General features: G+C 33.4%; 18 protein-coding genes and 1 pseudogene. 15 read left to right on the top strand and 4 right to left on the bottom strand.

Annotated features, from left to right (window positions below; translation table 11 throughout):
- Window positions 1-91: 91 nt before the first annotated feature.
- Entirely contained in the window at window positions 92-814 is a 723-nt protein-coding gene (locus SSP_RS00950; protein ID WP_011302186.1) for a class I SAM-dependent methyltransferase, read from the bottom strand.
- Window positions 815-1,298: 484 nt separating this feature from the next.
- Between SSP_RS00950 and SSP_RS00955 the strand changes: the two genes are divergently transcribed.
- Window positions 1,299-2,921, top strand: coding sequence for a BCCT family transporter (locus SSP_RS00955; protein ID WP_011302187.1), 1,623 nt, complete (start codon window positions 1,299-1,301; stop codon window positions 2,919-2,921).
- Window positions 2,922-3,090: 169 nt separating this feature from the next.
- On the opposite strand, the gene cudC is transcribed toward SSP_RS00955, so the two are convergent.
- The gene (cudC, locus tag SSP_RS00960) at window positions 3,091-3,651 is read right to left on the bottom strand and encodes a choline uptake/conversion transcriptional regulator CudC (RefSeq protein WP_002482146.1); all 561 of its coding nucleotides are present in this window, start codon (window positions 3,649-3,651) and stop codon (window positions 3,091-3,093) included.
- Window positions 3,652-3,853: 202 nt separating this feature from the next.
- On the opposite strand from cudC, the gene betB reads away from it, so the two are divergent.
- The 8 genes from betB to SSP_RS01000 all read left to right on the top strand — a co-directional run bounded on the left by betB (window position 3,854) and on the right by SSP_RS01000 (window position 11,867).
- Entirely contained in the window at window positions 3,854-5,347 is a 1,494-nt protein-coding gene (gene betB / locus SSP_RS00965) for a betaine-aldehyde dehydrogenase (RefSeq protein WP_011302188.1), read from the top strand.
- Between the two features lie 56 nt (window positions 5,348-5,403).
- Window positions 5,404-7,086, top strand: coding sequence for a choline dehydrogenase (betA, locus tag SSP_RS00970; RefSeq protein WP_002482148.1), 1,683 nt, complete (start codon window positions 5,404-5,406; stop codon window positions 7,084-7,086).
- Window positions 7,087-7,434: 348 nt separating this feature from the next.
- A complete protein-coding gene (locus SSP_RS00975) occupies window positions 7,435-8,322 on the top strand; it encodes a LysR family transcriptional regulator (protein WP_011302190.1) in 888 nt (295 codons plus the stop codon).
- 125 nt (window positions 8,323-8,447) lie between these two features.
- A complete protein-coding gene (locus SSP_RS00980) occupies window positions 8,448-8,768 on the top strand; it encodes a carboxymuconolactone decarboxylase family protein (RefSeq protein ID WP_011302191.1) in 321 nt (106 codons plus the stop codon).
- A gap of 23 nt (window positions 8,769-8,791) precedes the next feature.
- Entirely contained in the window at window positions 8,792-9,205 is a 414-nt protein-coding gene (locus SSP_RS00985; RefSeq protein ID WP_011302192.1) for a cupin domain-containing protein, read from the top strand.
- Window positions 9,206-9,251: 46 nt separating this feature from the next.
- Window positions 9,252-9,959, top strand: coding sequence for an SDR family oxidoreductase (locus tag SSP_RS00990; protein ID WP_041784750.1), 708 nt, complete (start codon window positions 9,252-9,254; stop codon window positions 9,957-9,959).
- 33 nt (window positions 9,960-9,992) lie between these two features.
- The gene (locus tag SSP_RS00995) at window positions 9,993-10,376 is read left to right on the top strand and encodes a DUF2255 family protein (RefSeq protein ID WP_011302194.1); all 384 of its coding nucleotides are present in this window, start codon (window positions 9,993-9,995) and stop codon (window positions 10,374-10,376) included.
- A 114-nt stretch (window positions 10,377-10,490) separates the two neighbouring features.
- On the top strand, window positions 10,491-11,867 hold the full coding sequence (locus tag SSP_RS01000; RefSeq protein ID WP_011302195.1) for an MFS transporter: 1,377 nt from the start codon (window positions 10,491-10,493) through the stop codon (window positions 11,865-11,867).
- A 179-nt stretch (window positions 11,868-12,046) separates the two neighbouring features.
- Here the strand turns inward: SSP_RS01000 and SSP_RS12655 are convergent, their stop codons facing one another.
- Window positions 12,047-14,206: a bifunctional glycosyltransferase/CDP-glycerol:glycerophosphate glycerophosphotransferase gene (locus tag SSP_RS12655; RefSeq protein WP_011302196.1), complete on the bottom strand. Its 2,160-nt coding sequence runs from the start codon at window positions 14,204-14,206 to the stop codon at window positions 12,047-12,049.
- Between the two features lie 319 nt (window positions 14,207-14,525).
- On the opposite strand from SSP_RS12655, the gene SSP_RS01010 reads away from it, so the two are divergent.
- The 4 genes and pseudogenes from SSP_RS01010 (at window position 14,526) to SSP_RS01025 (ending at window position 18,619) form a co-directional block, all read left to right on the top strand.
- Window positions 14,526-14,969: a GNAT family N-acetyltransferase gene (locus SSP_RS01010; RefSeq protein WP_011302197.1), complete on the top strand. Its 444-nt coding sequence runs from the start codon at window positions 14,526-14,528 to the stop codon at window positions 14,967-14,969.
- A gap of 176 nt (window positions 14,970-15,145) precedes the next feature.
- Window positions 15,146-16,440, top strand: a pseudogene (locus tag SSP_RS01015) (MFS transporter).
- A gap of 262 nt (window positions 16,441-16,702) precedes the next feature.
- Complete coding sequence (locus SSP_RS01020) at window positions 16,703-17,329, top strand: nitroreductase family protein (protein WP_011302200.1); 627 nt, start codon at window positions 16,703-16,705, stop codon at window positions 17,327-17,329.
- A gap of 147 nt (window positions 17,330-17,476) precedes the next feature.
- Entirely contained in the window at window positions 17,477-18,619 is a 1,143-nt protein-coding gene (locus SSP_RS01025; RefSeq protein WP_011302201.1) for a CapA family protein, read from the top strand.
- A gap of 95 nt (window positions 18,620-18,714) precedes the next feature.
- On the opposite strand, the gene SSP_RS01030 is transcribed toward SSP_RS01025, so the two are convergent.
- Window positions 18,715-19,656, bottom strand: coding sequence for a nucleoside hydrolase (locus tag SSP_RS01030; RefSeq protein WP_011302202.1), 942 nt, complete (start codon window positions 19,654-19,656; stop codon window positions 18,715-18,717).
- A gap of 333 nt (window positions 19,657-19,989) precedes the next feature.
- Here SSP_RS01030 and SSP_RS01035 point away from each other — a divergent pair, with 333 nt between their 5' ends.
- Both SSP_RS01035 and SSP_RS01040 read left to right on the top strand, forming a co-directional pair.
- Window positions 19,990-21,387 (top strand): MFS transporter, encoded by a 1,398-nt coding sequence (locus tag SSP_RS01035; protein WP_011302203.1) that lies wholly within the window; start codon window positions 19,990-19,992, stop codon window positions 21,385-21,387.
- 240 nt (window positions 21,388-21,627) lie between these two features.
- A complete protein-coding gene (locus SSP_RS01040; RefSeq protein WP_011302204.1) occupies window positions 21,628-23,133 on the top strand; it encodes a DUF6583 family protein in 1,506 nt (501 codons plus the stop codon).
- Window positions 23,134-23,173: the final 40 nt, after the last annotated feature.

A 23,173-nucleotide genomic window follows, 5' to 3' on the forward strand; every position in this document is an offset into this window, starting at 1 on the left:
ATGATAAAAATTAAAAAATAACGCAAGCTGTAGGCTCTTTTACGATAAAATATAATGGAAATTGTGTCTTTAATAAAAACTTTTTCTGTAGCTAATATGATTTAGTAACTGAAATTAAAAATATGGGCGTTGGGTTATAAAATTCATCTTGTTCTGAGTACATACGTAAATAAATTTCAGTGTCTAAATGGATATGATCAAATCCTAATGATTTTAAGATATCCATATCTGTTTGAGGTCTGGGTTGGTGATTAATGGGTATATTTTGTTTGATTGCCTCGCTTTCAGCCAGCATATCTTTGCCGAGTGTGTGGTGTGCATGTTCAGTATTCAGGGATTTATAGTCAGTGAATGAATCGTTACCATAATTGGCATCAATATTAATCAGTTTACCGTTAGGTTTTAATACACGTAACCATTCTTGATATGCTGCCTTTGTATTAGGAAGTAGCCACGTTACATTGCGAGAAATAACCATATCAAAAGTTTCATCATTGAATTGTAGTGATTCAGCATCCATTACTTGAAAGTGAATATCTTGATGATGACTTTCGGCATTCTGTTTTGCTGATTGGATCATTTCAGGAGAAAGATCTATCCCTGTGACATCGCTACCTAGGTTTCCACATAAAATAGCTAAAAAACCCGCGCCAGTACCAATATCTAAGATTTTCATACCAGGTTGTATCGGGTTTATGTTATTAATTTCTTCTATCCATTTTTGAGCATGCGTACTTTCTAATTCTGCTAGCTTATTTTTACTAAAGGATTCAGCACGTTTATCCCAATAATTAATGATCTTTGATTTTTCCATTTAAATTCACTCCGCTTATTACAATTATTTTGCTGTTTACACTATTATAGAATATTTAAGTATAAAAGTTTGTGATGACTATTTAAAAACACACAAAAAACGACATACATTTAATTATGTATCGAAGAACCTTTATGCGATATTTTATAAAAAAACAGTCTTTTTCTCTGAAAATACAAAAAAATAAAAACAAATATTTATACGTAAATAATGAATAAAGATACATATTATAAAGTTTGTAAGATTCATTAATTTCATTAAGTTTAAACTTAACACTGTGATTATAGCGATTTATACTCCGAAATTAATTCTCTGTTTTATATAAATATTCATATAATTAATTTCAGAATATTGAATGCAATTTGCATTATTATTTAAAGTTCGTTAGGCTCATGTTTGTGAATTAATATATATTTTTGCTAATGTTTATCTATTTTTAGCGACTTTTACATAGTTATAAAAATAAATACAGGGGTGTTCAATAATGAAGAAAAATAAAGTTATGGATTGGACGACCTTTATAGGATCATCGGTTATTTTACTGATTGCAGTAATTCCTATGATGGTCTTTCCTAAAGCAAGTCAAGAAGTGATTACTAAAATGAACGATGCCGTTTCTAGTGCATTAGGTTCAGTTTATTTGTTTATCGGACTCGCTATTTTAATATTTGTTTTATACATAGCCTTTGGTAAGTACGGTAATGTAACTTTAGGTAAAGCGACAGATAAGCCCGAGTTTAATAATTTTAGTTGGGCTGCCATGCTGTTTTGTGCCGGTATTGCGTCTGATATTCTATATTGGGGTATTATCGAGTGGGCATTCTATTATCAAGATCCGCCACATGGTGGTAAAGGTATGACAGATAGTGCGCTTAATTATGCAACGATGTATGGTATGTTCCATTGGGGACCGATTGCATGGGCGACCTTTGTACTACCAGCGCTGTGTATTGGTTACTTATTATTCGTGAAGAAGAAACCTATTTATAAAGTAAGCCAAACGTTACGTCCAATATTAAAAGGGCAAACAGATGGTCTTGTAGGTAAGATTGTCGATATTATATTCATTTTTGGATTATTAGGTGGTGCAGCTACATCATTAGCACTTGGTGTACCAATGATTACAGCGGGGATAGAGCGCTTGACTGGTATCGATGGTGATAACATGTTAATGCGTGGTGCGATACTGTTTTTAGTAACTGCTATCTTTGCTTATAGTTCATATTCTGGATTGAAAAAAGGTATAAAAGTATTAAGTGATTGGAACGTTATTTTGTCATTTGTATTACTTGGATTTGTGTTAATTGTTGGACCAACGGTATTTATTATGGAAACGACAATTACAAGTATGGGTAATATGATTAAGAACTTTTTCGAAATGGCTACTTGGCTAGAACCATTTGGCGGTATTGGTGGCCGTAAAGAAACGAACTTCCCACAACAGTGGACAATATTCTATTGGTCATGGTGGATTGTTTATGCACCATTTATTGGATTGTTTATCGCACGTATTTCCAAAGGTCGTACGTTAAAAGAAGTAGTTTTAGGTACAATTATCTATGGTACATTAGGATGTATGTTGTTCTTCGGTATTTTTGGTAACTATGCTGTGTTTTTACAAATTAGTGGACAATTTGATGTGATCCAAAATCTGAATACACATGGTACGGAAGCTACAATCATAGAGGTATTGCATCAATTACCGTTCCATAATATTATCATTGTATTATTTATGCTTTCGGCAGTGCTGTTCTTAGCGACAACATTTGATTCTGGATCATATATCTTAGCAGCAGCATCTCAGAAAAAAGTAATTGGTGAACCATTAAAAGCAAACCGTCTTTATTGGGCGTTTGCGTTATGTTTATTACCATTTGCGCTTATGTTAGTCGGTGGCGAGAAAGCGTTAGAAGTACTGAAAACAGCAGCCTTATTGGCGAGTGTGCCAGTACTTGTAGTCTTTGTTATGATGATGGTCGCATTTATGCGGACACTTAATGAGGACCGACTTAAACTAGAAAGTCGGGCAGACAAGTATAGAGAGGTCGAGCGACGTTCATTGCGTATCACACAAGTTAGAGAACAAAAAGAAGACGATAATTTGTAATTTTAAATAAAAGCTGAGACAAGTACGATGTCTCAGCTTTTTTATGCTTTAACTTAAGGTTGAATTGTCATGCTTATTTGTTAAATAAAAAAGCGACCGTTTGAAATTTAACTTCACACGGACGCTTTTTGAAATTCTGTTGATTTTGGGCTAACTATCTTACACATATTTAATCTTCTTTGTAATTATTTTCAGGTATTGGGAAGTATTTAAATATTTCTCCACTTTCCAATGCATCACTTAAATGATCTAACCATTCGTAATAAGGTAACGTGTCGATGAGTTGCTGTTTCGTTTCGTTTGCCTCAGTTTTAATAGCGGCATCTGTACTTTCGTCATTAATAATTTTGTTTAGTATCGCAACGGCATCATGGACAGCTTCGGCATTAATTACGATTTCCCGACGCCATTTGCGTGTAAAGAAATTGCTAAAGAAGTTAAAGAAATCTTTTTCTGCAATAAAATGTTGTTTTCTACTACCGCGTGTAAATTGTTGCTTAACGATATCAAATTCTTGGAGTCTTTTGACCCCAGCACTCATGCTTGGTTTACTCATTTGTAATTGTTCACGCATCTCATCGAGTGTCATGCTATCTTCGAAGAGCATAGTACCAAATAAATTACCAACACTTCTGTTGATACCATATAAATCCATTGTTTCACCAATCGCATTGATAACAATATCTTTTGCTTCGTCTAATTGATGTTCAGGGTTGTTTGAATGTGCCATGTAGTACACCTCCGACCAAATATTTTATTGTGAATTCAAATTATAGCAGGTTAACGAACAGAATTTAAGTAGCGCTTTGTTTCTGAAGTTATGAGCCAATTGAAATTTGAACTGGTTTGACACGCTTTCGTTTACTATGGTAACATAAAATCTATAAAATTCGTTAAATAAAAATTTAACAAACTTAACGGAGGTAATTTTAATGGAACTTGTAAATCAATTGTCTCGTCGTCAATACATTGATGGTGAGTGGGTAGATAGCTCGAATCAAACAACAAGAAAAATTATTAATCCATTTAACCAAGAAGTCATATTTGAAGTAGCAGAAGGTACTGCTGAGGATAGTGAACGTGCGATATTAGCTGCACGTCGTGCTTTTGAAAAAGGTGAATGGTCATTAGAAACAAGTGAAAATAGAGGCAAAAAAGTACGTGCTATTGCCGATTTAATTGTGACACATCGTGAAGAATTAGCGAGACTTGAAACATTAGATACAGGTAAAACATTAGAAGAATCTTACGCAGATATGGATGATATTGCGAACGTATTTAACTATTTTGCAGGTTTGGCAGATAAAGATGGTGGAGAATTGATAGATTCTCCAATCCCAAATACAGAAAGCAAAGTAATAAAAGAACCAATTGGAGTTGTAACTCAAATTACACCATGGAATTATCCTTTACTACAAGCTTCATGGAAACTTGCACCTGCATTAGCAACAGGTTGTTCGCTTGTTATGAAACCAAGTGAAATCACGCCGTTAACAACAATTCGTGTATTTGAATTAATGGAAGAAGTTGGCTTCCCTAAAGGTGTGATTAATTTAGTATTAGGAAAAGGATCTGAAGTTGGTGAACCGTTATCTGCACATAAAGAAGTGGATTTAGTGTCATTTACTGGTGGCATAAAAACTGGTAAACACATTATGAAACAAGCAGCAGATCATGTTACAGATGTAGCGTTAGAACTTGGCGGTAAAAACCCAAATGTCATTTTTGACGATGCCGATTTTGACTTAGCAGTAGATCAAGCATTAAATGGCGGATTCTTCCATGCAGGTCAAGTATGCTCTGCTGGCGCAAGAATTATCGTGCATAACGATATTAAAGAAAAATTCGAAGCAGCCCTTATTGAAAGAGTTAAAAATATTAAATTAGGTAATGGTTTTGACTCAGAAACGGAAATGGGACCTGTGATTTCAGCTGAACATAGAGAAAAAATTGAAAATTATATGGAAATTGCAAAAGCTGAAAATGCAACGATTGCTATTGGTGGTAAACGTCCTGAACGTGAAGACCTACAAGATGGGTTCTTCTTTGAACCAACTGTAATTACAAACTGTGATACTTCTATGAGAATTGTTCAAGAGGAAGTATTTGGACCAGTTGTAACAATTGAAGGTTTTTCAACTGAAGCAGAAGCCATAGAACTTGCGAACGATTCCATTTACGGTTTGGCTGGCGGTGTCTTTACACAAGATATAGGCAAAGCTGAACGCGTCGTTAATAAATTGAAGATGGGAACAGTTTGGATTAATGATTTCCATCCATACTTTGCCCAAGCACCTTGGGGTGGCTATAAACAATCCGGTATTGGTAGAGAGCTTGGTAAAGAAGGTCTAGCTGAATATCAAGTAGAGAAACATATATTACGTAATACAAACCCAGAACCAGTTAATTGGTTTGGTAAAGCATAATATAGATTTTTAAATAAGAGAATGAACGTATATAAATTAGAGGAGGCAGTATCACAATGAAGCAATCATACGATTATATCATTATAGGTGGTGGAAGTGCTGGGTCAGTACTTGGTAGCCGTATAAGTGAAGATGTATCGAATAACGTACTTGTATTGGAAGCTGGACGTAGTGATTATCCATGGGACTTATTAATACAGATGCCTGCAGCATTAATGTATCCAGCTGGAAATAAATTATACGATTGGATTTATGAAACGACACCTGAGCCACATATGGATGGACGTAAAGTCGGTCATGCACGTGGTAAAGTTCTAGGTGGTTCAAGTTCGATTAACGGTATGATTTATCAAAGAGGTAACCCAATGGACTATGAAAAATGGGCGAAGCCTGAAGGCATGGATTCATGGGATTACGCACATTGTTTACCGTATTTTAAACGCTTAGAAAAAACATTCGGTGCAACAAAAGATGATCAATTCCGTGGACATCACGGACCAATTAAACTAAGAAGAGGTCCAGCTGATAATCCGTTATTCCAGGCTTTCTTCGATGCAGGCGTTGAAGCAGGTTATAATAAAACACCAGATGTAAATGGATTCCGTCAAGAAGGATTTGGACCATTTGATAGTCAAGTACATAATGGTCGTCGTGTTTCTGCATCTAGAGCATATTTACATCCAGCGATGAAACGTAAGAATTTAGAAGTGCAAACACGTGCATTTGTGACGAAATTAAATTTTGAAGGTAACAAAGTAACGGGTGTTACATTTAAGAAAAATGGTAGAGAACATACAGTAAATGCGAAAGAGGTTATCCTATCAGGTGGTGCAATTAACTCCCCGCAATTACTACAATTATCAGGTATCGGTGATTCAGAACATTTACGTTCATTAGGTATTGAACCACGTATTCACTTACCAGGTGTTGGTGAAAATTTTGAAGACCATTTAGAAGTTTATGTGCAACATGCATGTAAAGAACCTGTTTCAATGCAACCAAGTTTAAATAAATTAAAAATGCCATTCATAGGATTACAATGGATTTTCGGACGTAAAGGTGCTGCAGCATCAAACCATTTCGAAGGTGGTGGCTTTGTACGTTCAAATGAAGATGTAGATTATCCAAACTTAATGTTCCACTTCTTACCAATTGCGGTAAGATACGATGGTACGAAAGCGCCAGCTGCACATGGTTATCAAGTGCATGTAGGACCAATGTACTCAAATTCTCGTGGACATTTAAAAATCAAATCAAAAGATCCATTTGTTAAGCCAGATTTTGTGTTTAACTACTTATCTACAGAAGAAGATAAACGTGAATGGGTGGAAGCAATTAAAGTAGCTAGAAATATCTTAGGCCAAAAAGCATTAGACCCTTATAATGGAGGAGAAATCTCTCCTGGACCTGAAGTGCAAACAGATGAAGAAATTATTGAATGGGTAAAACGCGATGGTGAAACAGCATTGCATCCATCTTGTAGCTGTAGAATGGGACCAGCTTCAGATGAAATGTCAGTCGTAGATCCAGAAACGTTCAAAGTACATGGCATGGAGAATCTACGTGTTGTAGACGCATCTGTTATGCCACGTACAACAAATGGTAACATTCATTCACCTGTATTAATGATGGCTGAGAAAGCAGCAGACATCATACGTGGTAAAAAACCATTAGATCCAGAATATATTGATTTCTATCGTCATGGTGTACATGATAAAGATGCGGGTACTATAAAGTAATGTTTGATTATGATATTTTAAAATAAATGAAATAGATATAGAGGTAAGGCATGTATTTGTTATTATCTCTGACTGCCGACAAAGGCTTAGACTTTGTTGGTAGTTTTTTTGTGCACGTCCGACTAACATTGCCTTTTTTGATACTTAAAGCTTTTACGAGTTCGTTTTCGACAGACGCACGCATAACGCACTGTTACGTAACATGAGAGATATTATTTATCGGGGAGACTTGGTTAAATCTATGGTGGTTGAACGAATGCCTTTTATACACCATAAATATTACAAGTAAGTATCATTTAATTTTGTTATAATGAGTAAAATAAACCATAAACAAAGTAGGGATGCCCAATGGAATTGAGAACGCTTAGATATTTTTGGACAGTTGCTGAAGAACATGCGATTTCAAAAGCGGCAGCGGTACTAAACATTACGCAACCTACATTAAGTAGACAAATGCATGACTTAGAAATAGAACTAGGGGTAGAGCTCTTTTATCGAGAAAATAAAGGTATTATGCTTACAGAAGAAGGCATATTTTTAAAAAATAGAGCAGAAGAGATATTGTCATTAACGAATCAGACGCAACAAGAATTTGAAAATAAAAAACAACAAGCGTTGAGTGGACATATTACGATAGGATGTGTAGAAGCGGATAATTCTGACACGCTTGCCATGATATTAGAAGAGATGGTGAGAGAACATCCTTTAATCACTTTTCATATCGTAAGTGGTATAGGCAGTGAAATCAGTGAGCGTCTTGATAAAGGATTATTGGATATTGCGATTTTAATAGAACCCATTGCAATGGAAAAATATGAGCAAGTACCTTTACCGAGACCAGAGCGTTGGGGTTTGCTTGTTTCTGAAGATTCTCCATTTAGAGGGCAATCCTCAATACATCCTGGAGATTTGAAAAAAACAAAATTATTAATGTCTAGAAGACCAGAAAATCAAAAAATGATTTCAGAATGGAGTCAAATAGCAGTCAATGACTTGCAAGTGATTGGGACGTATAACTTAATATTTAATATTTTTTCATTGGTAAGAAATAATGTCGGTTCAGCTGTTGTGATTGAAGGTGTAACATCGAATAGAAATTTAGATAATTTAGCTTTTATTCCATTTAAACCAGAACTTTACACACATTGTGTTTTAGTATGGAAGAAAAGTAGAATACAAACACCTATTTTAAAAAACTTTATCAAAAGGTTTAAGGAAATGAATCATCCACAGTAGATTTATTTCATAAAGAACGCATGCTTATAAAGCATGCGTTCTTTTATTTTAAGCATTAGACGAATGTCTGAAATGGCACTAATCTGTAGTTGTCTTCAAAAATGTATTAATTAGGAGTGATATATATGGCTAAAAAACAAACTGCAGGTAGAGATAATTTAGGATCATTCGCACCAAAATTTGCTGAACTAAATGATGACGTATTATTTGGAGAAGTTTGGTCTAGAGAATCAGAACTGTCTCCTTATAAAAGAAGTTTAATAACAATAACTGCGCTCATTACAGGTCGGAATTTTGAACAATTAACAGCGCATTTAAAAATAGGTAAAGAAAATGGTGTAACCAAAGAAGAAGTAGCAGAAATAATTACACACTTATCATTCTACGTTGGTTGGCCAAAAGCATGGTCCGCATTTAACATTGCCAAAGATATATACAATGATTAATCAATAATAAGGAGGCCTATCATATGGCAAAACATGAAGAAGTTAAAGAGGGAATTATTTTCTCAATAGGTGAAACGAATGATGCATTTGCAGATTCATTTATTGGTCAAAGTTTTTTAAACACATTAGTCAACGAAGATAATATCGATGTAGTCGTAGGTAACGTTACATTCGAACCAGGTTGTCGTAATAACTGGCATGTTCATACAGAAGGCTATCAAATATTATTAGTTACTGGCGGAGAAGGTTGGTATCAAGAAGAAGGCAAACCTTCCCAAAAATTAGCGCCAGGGTCAGTTATCGTAACGCATAAAGGTGTGAAACATTGGCATGGCGCAACAAAAGATAGTTGGTTTGAACATATCGCAATCACATCTGGTGCGTCAGAATTTCTAGAGTCAGTGTCAGATGAACATTATGAAAGTATTGAAAAGTAAGGAGTGATTAAAATGGCAGAAAATGTAAAAAGATAAAGTAGTAGTTATTACTGGTGCTTCCAGCGGTATCGGTGAATCCACAGCAAAATTATTAAGTGAAAAAGGTGCTAAGCTCGTATTAGGCGCAAGAAGAATAGATAAATTAAACGCACTAAAGTCTGATTTGAAAACGGAGGTCATTGCAAAATCGACCGATGTAACAAATCCACAAGATGTTGAGGCGTTAGTTCAAAATGCTATAGAAATATTTGGCAGAGTGGATGTGTTAATAAATAATGCGGGGTTAATTCCACAGTCTTTCTTAGGCGACAATAATATTGATGAATGGAATCAAACGATAGATGTCAATTTGAAGGGTGTACTTTATGGCATTGGTGCAGTTGTACCTAAGATGAGAGCACAAAAGTCTGGACACATTATTAATATAGCATCTATTGCAGGACACCAAGTTAATCCTGGTGGTGCGGTATATTGTGCTACTAAATTTGCTGTTCGTGCTTTAACTGAGGCGCTACGACAAGAAGAAGTCACAGTGGGAAGTCATATTAGAACGACGATTGTATCACCAGGGGCAATTGAAACAGAACTCTTAAATCATATAACGGATCAAGGGCTAAAACAGGGTATGGAGGATGTTTATAAAGATGCATTAAACCCAAATGAAGTTGCTAAAGCACTTGTTAATGCGATTGATACAGATGCATCTACATCTATAAATGAAGTTGTTATTCGTCCAACACGACAATTACCTTAATCATATAAAAACGCAGTGAAAGGTGAGGTTAATATGTCCGAACAACATTGGCATAGTGATTTATTAAAACAATTTAAAGAAGCAGATGATATGCATGTATCGCCGTTTTATGATGATGGGCAAACTTTGGCAACACCAACATGGATATGGTCTGTTGTAGTTGATGGGAAATTGTTTGTCAGAGCGTATAATGGTCAAAATTCTAGATGGTACCAGTCAGCTAAAGCTCAACAAGCAGGACAAATTCAATTAGCACAGCAAACATTTGATGTTCAGTTCATACCGGTGCATGGCGATAAGCAATTAGATGAAAGCATCAATGGTGCCTATAAAGAAAAATATGGTAATAGTGCATATTTGCCACCTATGCTTGAACCAGGTCCAGTAAGTGCGACCGTCAAGATTGAACCCAAATAATGAATCATGAGATGGCATGGCTGTTGTTTCTTCAAGTTGAAACAGCAGCCATTTTTAGATATTTAATCATAAGTTAGCTATGTAGACTATTTACAAAAGGAAAGGAGGGAATAAATGAATAAGAAGCTCGTATTAGTTATTGTTTTAGGAGCATATTTTATGATTATGATGGACACTTCCATCACGATGACTGCTTTAAATGAAATGCAACAATCATTACATATGTCGAGTGGGACGTTGACATGGGTGCAGAGTGCATATGTATTACTATTTGGAGGATTACTGTTACTGGGAGCTAAACTTGGAGATGTCTTAGGCCTTAAACACGTATTTTTATGTGGATTATGTTTGTTTCTCTTGTTTTCTATAACAACTGGTTTGGCCACCAATACAATGATGCTGATTATTTCAAGAGCTGGGCAAGGTATTGCAGCAGCATTAGTTTCACCTTCTATTTTGGCATTTATTAACTTAATATATGATGATGGTCCAGAAAAAAGAAAAGCAGTCTCTTTTTATAGTACAATTGCTGGTATTGGTGCAAGTGGCGGCTTAATTGTGGGTGGTATATTGACGTCTTTAGTATCTTGGAGACTATGTTTTCTGATTAACATACCAATGTGTATCATATTTATTTTATTAGCGATAAAGTTATTACCCCAAACAACTACATCCAGTTATCCACCACGTATAGACCTTTTCGGTGCCTTATTATCTGTTGTATCGATATTACTGATTGTGCTAGGCATGGAACGTCTGAATATGGCTTTTAGCCTAATAAATTTTGTATTAATCCTCATAGGCTTAATACTATTAATAACCTTTATTGCTTATGAACATAAAGTGAAGTATCCCATTATCGAGCTAAGTTTATTTAAAAATAAAATTCGAAGCTCAGGTTATCTATTGCGTTTTTTATTTTTAAGTACAAGTTTTAGTTATTGGTATTATATGAGTATTTATTTTCAAGATAGTTTCAACTTATCGCCTTTGAATACGGGATTACTACTTATTTGCACAACAGGAGTTAATTTTATAGTAGCGTTAAATATTCATAAATTATTGAAAAGTCAAACCAATATTTCGGTGTTAATCAAAGGCATTCTAATTTCAATTGTAGGCATGATTTTACTCATTTTTTGTTTGAATCATCAAGTTGGCATTACAATGTTTATACTGCCATTAATTTTAATTGGGGTTGGGCAGGGGTTTATTTTTACGCCATTAACAAATTTAGGCGTATATCAAGTGACGAATGAGCAATCAGGTATCGCTTCTGGATTAGTCAATCTAGCTCATCAAATTGGATCATCAGCGGGTATCGTCTTTGAACTCATTATTGCAACGACATTACTGCATATTTTAAACTTTGAAAATAACAACAGTAGTTTAACGCTCATTTCAATGGTGATTGGGACAGTGATTCAAATCATCATGTTATTGTATGTTTTATTAGTATTTAAGAAAAAAGAAAATAAGTACGAAATATAATATTTGAAGTCGTTATTTCCTAGGAAAGCATGCACAATCGAAAGTGTTAGAATTTAAATATAAAGAGGACCAATCCATACTAAGGATTAGTCCTCTTTTTTGAGATTAGGGATTTATGACCCAGACGCTTTATTTTCAGAATGAGTATTTTTTTTCCTAATTATTTCTAATTTAATAGGCTAGTTGTTATTTTTAGTAATTAAATCGGAAATTGCTTTAGACGCTTGTCCATTTTCTAATGAACAAAAGTCATCATAAAACTGATTGATTTTGTCATTGTAATCTATTGAAACTTGATCTAGATTTTTTAGATCTTCTGTTAATTGGTATGGATCTTGGTGAATAGGTCCAGGTAAATCATTGTGATAGTCTAAATAGAATCCGCGTAAATCTTGACCGTATTTATCTAAATCATAAGCAAAGAAGAATTGAGGACGTTTCAATACACCGTAATCAAACATGACGGATGAATAGTCTGTGATAAGGCAATCTGAAATTAAATATAATTCAGAGATATCACTGTAGTTTGAAACATCAATGGCAAAATCTTCATAACCACGTAAATCTAAGGCATTAGAAATGAGATAATGCATTCTCAATAGTACAACATAGTCATCGCCAAGTTGTGCTTGTAAATTATCTAAATCAATTTGTAGATTAAATAAATATTTACCTTTTTTCACAAATTCATCATCTCTCCAAGTTGGCGCATACATGATGACTTTTTTATCTGCAGGTAAGTTTAAATTTTCTTTAATTTCTTGGATATATGATTTGTCATTTGCATGGTTAACTAATACATCATTTCTAGGATAACCAATTTCAAGTAGTTGTTCAGGTTTCATCCAAAATGCAGTCTCGAAAATTTTAGAAGAATATCTATTTGGTGACACTAAATAATCCCAACGGCTTGTTTCTTCTCTGAAATTACGTTTATAGTTATCCGTTGTAGTTCCTGGCATACGAATGACTTTCATATCATTTGCTAATCGTTTTAATGGTGTGCCGTGCCAATTTTGTATATAAACTTGGTTTGGTTTTTTATTCAGATAAAGCGGTAATCTCGCGTTAGACACCCAGTATTTAGCTTTTGAATATGCTTCATAGTAAGCTTTAGAGCCTTTTTTAACTTTTTTAGCTAAGCCAGGAATTTGTACTTTAGAAGGGTTTTTAAAGACCCATATAAATTCATAATTCGGATAGCGTTTCATCATATATTCGTAAATATATTTCGGGCTATCACTGTAATTTTTACCAGCAAATGCTTCAAATACAATCGTATTTGGACTCACTTTATCTTCACTATCTGTTAATTGGTATAATGCACGATTTTTATTTTTTCTACGTAACAAGATACTTTTTACTAAACGTGCTTTTTTTCTAAGTTTATTTATTTTAAAAGCGGATTTACGTTTATTCACCATGAGCATCAATGACTCTAATATAAAGAGTGGTTTCTCATTTTTGAAAAGCGTCGGAATTAATTCTCTGGTCACTTTTGGAAGCAATTCACTGTTATATTTATAACGCTCAGGGTTTTTTCTTGATGAGGGTTCGAATGAATGTTTGTAAATATTTTTCATTTTATTTTTTATGAAAACTTTATTTTCTTTTAAAGGCGCACGTTGAACAGAATCAGAGAAACTATATACATAATCGTTGAACGTAATGCCAAAATCTTGTTTAGACAGTGCTGGTTTCACAAACGGGTCATAGATTTCCCCTTTAATATAGAAAGGAAAGCGACTGACACGCACGAATCCATTGGCATATTTAATAAATTCTAAAATAAAGGACCAATCTACAAAGACGTTCAAGTCTTCATTAAATTGTAAGTTATGGCCACGTGCAATTGCAGTTTTGAAAACAATATTACATGCAGTTTGCTTTCTTAAAAATTGATTAGAATGTGTTTTAGTATTTAAATATTGAGTACGCACTAAATTTTGGTCAACGTATTGAGGTATATCCAACGTGAACCCATGGATAGGCGCAATTAACGCATCGAATTGATTTAGTTTCTTCATATAAAATGATAATGCATAGGATGCCAAATAATCATCAGAATCAATAAAGATAAAGTAAGGAGATTCAACTTCTTTCAAGCCCATGTTTCTAGCATGCGCATGTCCTGTATTTTCTGGTAAATCAATTGCTTTAATTGGAATATCCCAATCTTTAAGTATTTGTGTTGCAAGTGGTTTCGATTGATCTGTTGAACCATCATTTACTAAGATGAGTTCAAAATCTTGGAATCTTTGTTTTTTAAGGCTTATTAAACATCTTTCGATATAATCTTCTGAATTGTAATAAGTCACTATGACTGATATAGACTTCATTGTGTTCCCTCTTTTTACTTAAATTTTCTCACTATCTTCTATATAAGGTAAAATATTAACAAACTTTGTTTTATCTTTTCAACTTTGAAATCAAATTTTTTTGATTATTATGTGCATAAAACGTACGAATAATAATATATTATTATTTATAAGCATATATTATTTCTAAAGCATATATTGTAGCACGGTTATGTAGTATAAAGAAAAGCAAAAGACTTCAACTTATAGGTAAAATACATTATTTACTTTTATTATATTAAAGCATAGTTAGTAGTTTTGGAAATGTATATAAAAATATTAAAGACAGGGGATGAATATCATGACAATAAGATGTGCTAAAGATAATGAATTGAAACTCATTAACAAAGTTATACCAAAGTTATTCAAAGAAGCGATGATGGTGAATTTTGATTTATCAGATGCGTCATTGCGGGATATGTCAAGTCAATTGCTATTGCAAGGTGCAAAATATTATGTGTTGATTGAAGAAAACATATGCAAAGGATTTGTGCTTATTGATAAAAAAACAGATTACCTTGAACAACAAGATTACGGTTTTATCTATGAGTTATATGTCTTTGAAGGTTATAGAAGACAGGGTGTTGCTAAAAAGTTAATATATTTTGTTAATGACTTTTTTAAAAGACAGCATATTGGTGAAGTTAGGTTAAATGTAAATGTACAGAATAAAGCTAAATTATTATATGAAAAAGTTGGTTTTCAAGAGAGAAATATTACAATGTCTATGAAAGTAGTAGAATAATTTTTTTGAATATTTGCTATTTTTAAAAACTTTATTTTTCTTTTAATAGCAAGGGTTTTAGACATTATTAGTAATAAAGGTAAATTTAATAATCAAAAATATTGTTGATAGCGTTTTCATTTAGCGTTAGGTTTTTCTATATTTACCAATGTTGTAAACAAGTGGGGAAATTAAAAATGAAAAACTATCGTTATTTTATCATTACGATGATTATTATTATGACAATGATCAACTATGTCGATCGTGGCGCTATTTCCTATGCTCAAGAAGATATTATTAACGAATTTGGTTTCGATAATATCGCTTGGGGATCAATATTAGGTTATTTTGGCTATGGTTATATGCTTGGTTCATTGTTTGGAGGGGTTACAGCAGATAAAAAGGGGCCAAAATTTGTTTGGTTAATTGCTGGTACACTTTGGTCATTATTTGAAATAGGTATGGCATTTGCTGGTGAGATAGGCATGGTTTTATTTGGCGGTTCTGCATTAGCTGGGTAAGAGTACTATTTGGTGTATCTGAAGGTCCAATATTTTCGACAATCAGTAAGACCAATGCAAACTGGGCAGCACCGAGAGAACGCGGTTTATTATCAGCTTTAGGTTTAATTGGTGTACCACTGGGTGCGTTAATCACAGCACCGATTGTTTCTGGTTTCTTAGTTATTTCAACTTGGCGCGTGCTTTTTGTAATTTTAGGTTTATTAGGTCTCGTATGGATTATTATTTGGTATAAAGTATTTACCGATTATCCTGAAGATAATAAACATGTTTCTCAGGAAGAAATTGAAAGTATTCAATCCACAGAAGAAACGGTTCATGGTGAAAAAACAGTTGAAACTGAGCACAATGCACATGAAAAATGGTATCACTTTTTCAAAAGTCCGACACTTATCTTTAATATGGTTGGTTATTTTGGTTTTCAATACATAAACTTTTTGATTTTAACTTGGACACCAAAATATTTACAAGACGAGTATCATTTTGAGCTTCACTCATTGTGGTATCTTGGTATGCTTCCCTGGATAGGTGCTTGTTTTACAGCATATTTCGGTGGAAGATTATCAGATTGGTTACGTGTGAAAACAGGCAGCCTAAGAATTGCACGATCAGGTTTAGCGATATTTGGAATGACTTTGGCAGCGATTTGTTTTTTAATTATCCCAACAACCAATCAAATTGGCTGGATAATGTTCCTAATGATGCTAGGTAATGCCTGTATATTCTTGCCAAATGCTGTTAATTGGTCTGTCATTATTGATACAGCACCGAAGAAAACTGGGACGTATGGCGGTATTACGCATTTCTTTGTTAACTCTGCAACGATTATAGCGCCAACGTTAACAGGTATACTTGTAACATCATATGGATATTCATCAATGTTTATATCTGCAGTAGTAGCGGCAGTCATCGGTATTATTGCGATGTGCTTTGTTAAACCAGGTATTAAAAAAATGAAACCAACTTCATAAATCAAATTTATGTAAGTTACATGGATATATTCCAAATGCTTTAAAGAAGTATTACTTATAAAATAAAGCTACGAGTATAAATGACCATCATTTTAATATGAGGTTCATTTATACTCGCTTTTTTTGTTTTTACTCAAAGTAAATAGTGTGGGGCGTTTGAGGTAAAACATTTTTTGTTCCTAATTATAAACAAATGATTTGTAATTATAGCTAAATTGAGTATAATTTGATTTTGTTAAAAATGATTAAGGAGAAATAGCAAATGATAAATAATAATTTTGAAGAAATTTTAATGAATAGAAAGTCTGTAAAAGTATTTGATGAACAAGTGAAAATACCGAAAGCAGAAATGGATGAAATGATTAAAAAAGCAACGACAGCGCCATCATCAGTTAATATGCAACCGTGGAGATTCTTAGTAGTCGAAAGTGATGAAGGTAAAGACACATTACGTCCGCTCATTCGTTTTAACACACGTCAAAATGATTCATCAGCGGCTATGGTCGTTATTTTTGGTGATATGAAGAGTCAAACAAATGCCGAAGAAATTTATGGTAATGCAGTTAAACATGATTTAATGCCGGAAGAAGTAAAACAAGAAATGTTAAAAAAAGTCATACCATTATATGATAATGCACCAAAAGAACAAATGAATGACATTGTGAAGATTGATAGTAGTTTAGCCGCAATGCAATTTATGCTTGTTGCGAAAGCGCATGGATATGATACAAATCCAATTGGCGGATTTGAAAGTGATCAAATCGCAGATGCATTTGGTATAGATTCAGAACGCTATGTACCCGTACTAATTGTTGCGATTGGTAAAGCTAAAAATCCAGCCCATGGTTCTTATAGATTACCAACAGAAACTGTGACTAAATACGTTTAATATATAGTGAAAGACATTTTTTAATATTGAAAAATGTCTTTTTTTATTTCTTTATAAAAAATAGTATTCGATTTTACAACTCTATTGATATATTGACTTATCAAATTTATAATAAAATTTAATGAGTATTGATAGGGGTTATGAAATATGTGGAAATATGGGATTATTTTGTGTTTTTTGTTTTCGTGTTTTTTAGTTTTATGTGTAGGGTGTTTAAATGAAAAAGATAAATTAACGCAAACGTTATCTTTTTATGCAGTAGGCGATAATTTAATCCATCCAGTCGTTTATCAGGATGCTTTGCAAGATAATGGACAGTTCAATTTTGAGTCAATGTATGACAATTTAAAAGATGAAGTTCAATCAACAGATGTATCATACATCAATCAAGAGTCGCCACTTGGTGGTGATGAACGCGGTTTGTCAGGATTCAAACAATTTAATACGCCAGAGGCAATCGCACAAAACATAGTACATACTGGATTTAATGTGGTTAATGGAGCTAATAATCATGCTTTAGATCAAGGAACTGCAGGTTTAGAAAATGAAATCAGCGTTTGGAAGCAATTTAAGTCCGTGTTTTATTTCGGAACGTTTGATTCGCCAAAGCAACATGATACGATTCCTGTAATTGAGAAAAATGGAATAAAAATGGCAATGCTGAGTTATACATATGGAACAAATGATATTCCTAGAGAAAAACCATATCAAATCAATTATTTTGATAAGGTACAAATCAAAAAAGATATCGCAAGCGCAAAAGAAAAAAGTGATGCAGTTATCGTCTCCGCACATTGGGGTAATGAAGGTAAGACTAAACCCAATGAGACGCAACAACAGTATGCCAAAGTGTTTGCTGATGCGGGTGCAGATGTCGTATTAGGCACACATCCACATGTGATACAGCCAGTTAAATGGGTGAAAGGGAAAGATAATCATAAAACACTCGTTGCTTATTCCCTGGGAAATTTTCTAAATGGACAAGCTACAGGAACTGAAAAGAATATATTAGGTGGTAACATACGTTTTAATTTAGAAAAAAATCCTAAAGGCGTACAAATCAATAATGTTAAATGGAAATCATTGGTGACACATTATGAAAATGGGGAACCTTATTTAAAAGCAACTCCTCAAAATTTTAAAATGTATAAATTAGATCATTATAAAGATGAGCAGGCACAATATCATGCTTTAAATGATAAAAAAGGCATGGAAGTATCACGTCAGAGACTTGTAGGTATTACGAAAGATGTGATTGATAAACAATATCTGGATGAAAAGAGTTACTAGTATGTTGCGTAAATATATATATAAAAGTGCAAAAGCGCCCTCTCGTTACTACACAGTATTGAAGTGTAACAACGAAAAGGGCGCTTTTTAACACGTTATTGTTCAACTTTTTTTGCTAAATTTGTAATGTATTTAAAGAAGGCATCGTGTTCGACATCATCGACGACTGAAATTGTTCTGCCGTGTACATCATCTATATACGTTTGCCCCTGACTAGGCCCTTCTGTATAAACACTAGCATTGACCGAATGTTGCTGTACCAATTCAGGTTCACCTACATATGCAGTTGTTAGTACATCCCATAAGAAATAAGTAGAATTCGTTTGGAAATGTGTTAATGGAGGTACAGCAGCATAACTGACTCCTAAGAAATCAACACCTGGATAATGTCGTTCGTTTGCCCAAGCTTGTCTAATATCCCATGTCAGTGGTACACGATTTGTACTTTCTAATGCGACTATGTCTATTTTTATATTTGTATCAAAGACGGTTTTAACAGATTCTGGATCCCAAAAAGCATTCCATTCTGCAGTGCCATCGTGTTCAGGTTCTTCGACATTTCCTTTTTCTAAAAATGTACCACCCATCCATACTAAACGTTCAATTTTATTAATAATTGTAGGCTCAACTGTTACGGCTTTAGCTAAATCCGTTAATGGGCCAGTAAATAATAAAGTCACTGGAGCATGACTCTTTTGTAATTTTTCAATAATATCTTCATAAGCATCGTGTTCAAGTAAATTTGAATGGCTTTGATTAGCTTCGTTTAAAATAGGTAAAGCGTCCATAAAAAATGCATGCATACGCCAATCTTTAGGGAATGGATTTTTTCCGCGTTGTTTCGAAGCGGCGACATGAATCGGTTGCTTGCTAAAGCGATTAATGATTTTTTGAGATGCACTTGCTGCAGGTTCAACATAGCTATCAGCACCAATTGCACTCACACCAATGAGTGATACATCCTCCATTTGTAGTAACAGAAATAGAGAAATTAAATCATCGACGCCACCGTCATGGTTAAAATATATTTGTTTCATAAAATATCCTCCGTTTCATTTTGTAAATCTATTATATCAAAAGTGAATCAGAGTCATATCGTGTTGAGAAAGAAGCGGCGTCTTTGAGATATCATGTTGGAACTTATTGCCTTAAATACTTATATAAATACTAAAAGATTGAAGTGTGTGTTTACGATACGGCATTAGATGAATGTCTATAATTAAAATGGCATTTAATAAATTCGCGAAATCATTTTAAAATTTATTGATTTTGAAAATTAAAAAATAATAAATTATAACTTATAAGTGTTTATAAGTTAATACATAGGTTATGTTATATAAATAGAAACAATTTAAGGGGTGTTTTTATTTGTGAAATTTAAAAAAGAGAAAGTTAACAGAGTAGATTCTGATCAAGCCAAAAAAGGTGTTGTAGCCACAGGGATTGGTAATGCAATAGAATGGTTTGATTTTGGTTTATATGCACAATTAGCTGTGATATTAAGTGCAAATTTCTTTGGGAATTTACCTCAAGAGATGCAAATTGTTTCAACATTTGCAGTATTTGCCTTTGCTTTTATAGTGAGACCAATCGGTGGTATATTTTTCAGTCACTTAGGGGACAAATATGGACGGAAAATTGTATTATCGACAACGATATTACTTATGGCAGCATCGACATTGATGCTCGGGCTGTTACCTACACAAGATCAAATTGGTATTTGGGCACCTATATTATTACTTGTTGTTCGTATGATTCAGTCATTTTCAACAGGTGGGGAATACGCAGGTGCAATGACTTATATTGCAGAAACAGCTCCTGATAAGACACGCGGTAAATTAGGCAGTGGATTAGAAATTGGTACACTTGCTGGAAATATTATGGCTGCTATTTTAGCGGGGCTGATGTATTCATTATTAAGTAATCAACAAATGGCTGATTGGGGCTGGAGAATTCCATTCATCCTTGCTGCACCATTAGGTATTATTGGTATTATCTTACGTTCAAGTTTAGATGAAAGCCCAGCTTATGAATCTACATTAGAAGAACAAGAAGAATTAGAATATTCATATTTAGATATTTTCAAATATTATTGGAAAGACGTCGTCGTTTGTTTTGCAGGCGTAGCTTTCTTAAATGTTGCCAACTATATGGTACTTTCCTATATGCCATCATTCTTGAATTCAACAATCAACTTAGGTGGAACTATGGGATCCATATTGAGCACCATAACCATGTTAGTTATGATACCAGCAGTATTTTTCTTTGGTTGGTATAGTGATAAAGTTGGTAACAAACGCACCATTATATTTGGTTTAGCAGGATTTAGTTTATTCTCGGTGCTTGCATTTTGGTTAATGAGTATTCCAATGATTCCATTTGTAATACTTGGATTGTTTATCATTGCATTATTTATGTCAACATTTGAAGGTGTTATGCCATCCTTATTACCAAGTATGTTCCATACAAAGGTTAGGTTACGTACATTATCACTTGTTTATAATATTGGTGCTGCGGTATTTGGTGGTTTAACGCCATTTATACTTTCAACTTTAGTAGAAACGACAGGACAACAAATTGCACCATCTTATTACTTGATGTTTATTAATGTCGTTGGACTCATTATCTTCATAACAATGTTTAAATCTACCTCTAACAAATCACTCAGAGGTTCTTATCCAAATGTCGAAACGCAAGAGGATTATGATCATGTAGTGAAAAATCCTAAAGATGCTTTATGGTGGGAAGATGAAGTTAGAAAAGATTAAATATATTTAAGTAGTTGTCATTATCAAAAATGGCAACTACTTTTTATTTTTGAAAAATTTAAGCTCAACCTACTGTGAAGGACTACATTGGGTATAATTATATTTTTATACAAATAATAAATATAATACTTATTATTAAAAAAGATGTAAAAATTGATAGAATTTTAGAATTAGTTAATTAATTATATATATATTGTGCTATTATAAAAGAAATTAAAACTTAAGGGGAGGTAGAACGATATGTCTAAGACAGTGAAGATTGTTATAGCAGTCGTTATTGGGGTACTACTGATTTGTGGCATTGGGGGAGCAGCAGCGTATTATTTCACAAAGAACACACCTAAAAATACGTATTTACTAAGTGAACAGGAAACAGCAAAGCAAATGAAAGCGTATGGTGAAGACAGGTTTGAAAATGAATTTGAATTTCAAGATAAGATGAAAGATGAGTCGTATTTAATTAATTTAAATGCAAGTGCAGATGTACCAGAAGCACTACTCAAATCATCGGATATACCAAAATCTGTTGCAGATGCTTCGAAGTTAGGATTTAAATTGGGACATGATCCGGATAAAGAGCATTCAGTTATAGCTTTAACACCTACAGTTGCAGATAATGAAATTGGGGAATTTCAATGGGCTGCCGATAAGCAAAATCAATATTATGCAGCTCCAATTTTAGATGATGTTTACAAAGCGAAGAATAATGAACTTGTCGATGTGTATAAAAAAATCACTGGGGAAACATCGAGTGTTGAAGGGACAAATAATGGCATTACAAATGACTCATTAAATTTAAATTCGTTGTTATCTGGTACACAAATATCTCAAGATAAAATTGATGAAATTAGCAAGAAATATAGTGAAGTGATTACAGATAAATTAGACGATGATAATTTTGAAAAAGACGATGTAACAATTAAGGTCAATGGTGAGGATAAAGATGTTAAAAAAGTAACAATGAATGTAAGTAAAGGTGAAACAAAAGCCATTTTAACAGACATATTAGAAAAAGCTAAAAAAGACAAAGATATTAAAGCGATTGCAGAAGATCAATTTAATGCGAAAGACTATAAAAAACAATTAGATGATATATTAAAAGAAGTAAAAGATACAGATAAAGCAGAATTTCCAAGTGTGAAATCAGTTATATGGGAAGACGATAATCAGATTCTTAAACGTAATTTAACGATGAAAGATGAAGACGGTTCAACAGTGAAATTAAATGGGACAAGTCAAGTTGATGATGATAACTTAATGATTGATTATAAATTAACAACAGATGATGACCAAGAAGTAGCACTGAAAGGTAAGTCGACTAAAAAAGACGATCAGTATAAAGATAACTACAAAGTAACTTTTGATAATGGTTACCGTAAGTCTGATGCAACTTTAACAAATACAGAATCACAAGATGGGGATAAACGTAACGACAAAGGTCAGATTGAAATCAATGCTAACTACGATAAAACAACGATTGATTTCAATAATAAATTAGACACAGACACTAAAAATAATACACAAAAACAAGAACTTTCATTATCAACAGATATCGATAATGAGACGGTCGTGATTAATATTAAAGGTGACACAAAACTTAAAGAAGACATTAAATTTAAAAAAGCAAATGCACAAGATTTAAATACAATGTCTGATAGTGACTTTAGAAAACTACAACGAGAAATATCTAACAACACTGAAGATATTGTAAAAGATATCGCAAAAGATATTAAAGATAAAAAATAAAGATAACTCATTTAAAAAGGTAATATATTAATGGAGAGAG

This window comes from Staphylococcus saprophyticus subsp. saprophyticus ATCC 15305 = NCTC 7292 (assembly GCF_000010125.1).
Lineage (GTDB): Bacteria > Bacillota > Bacilli > Staphylococcales > Staphylococcaceae > Staphylococcus > Staphylococcus saprophyticus.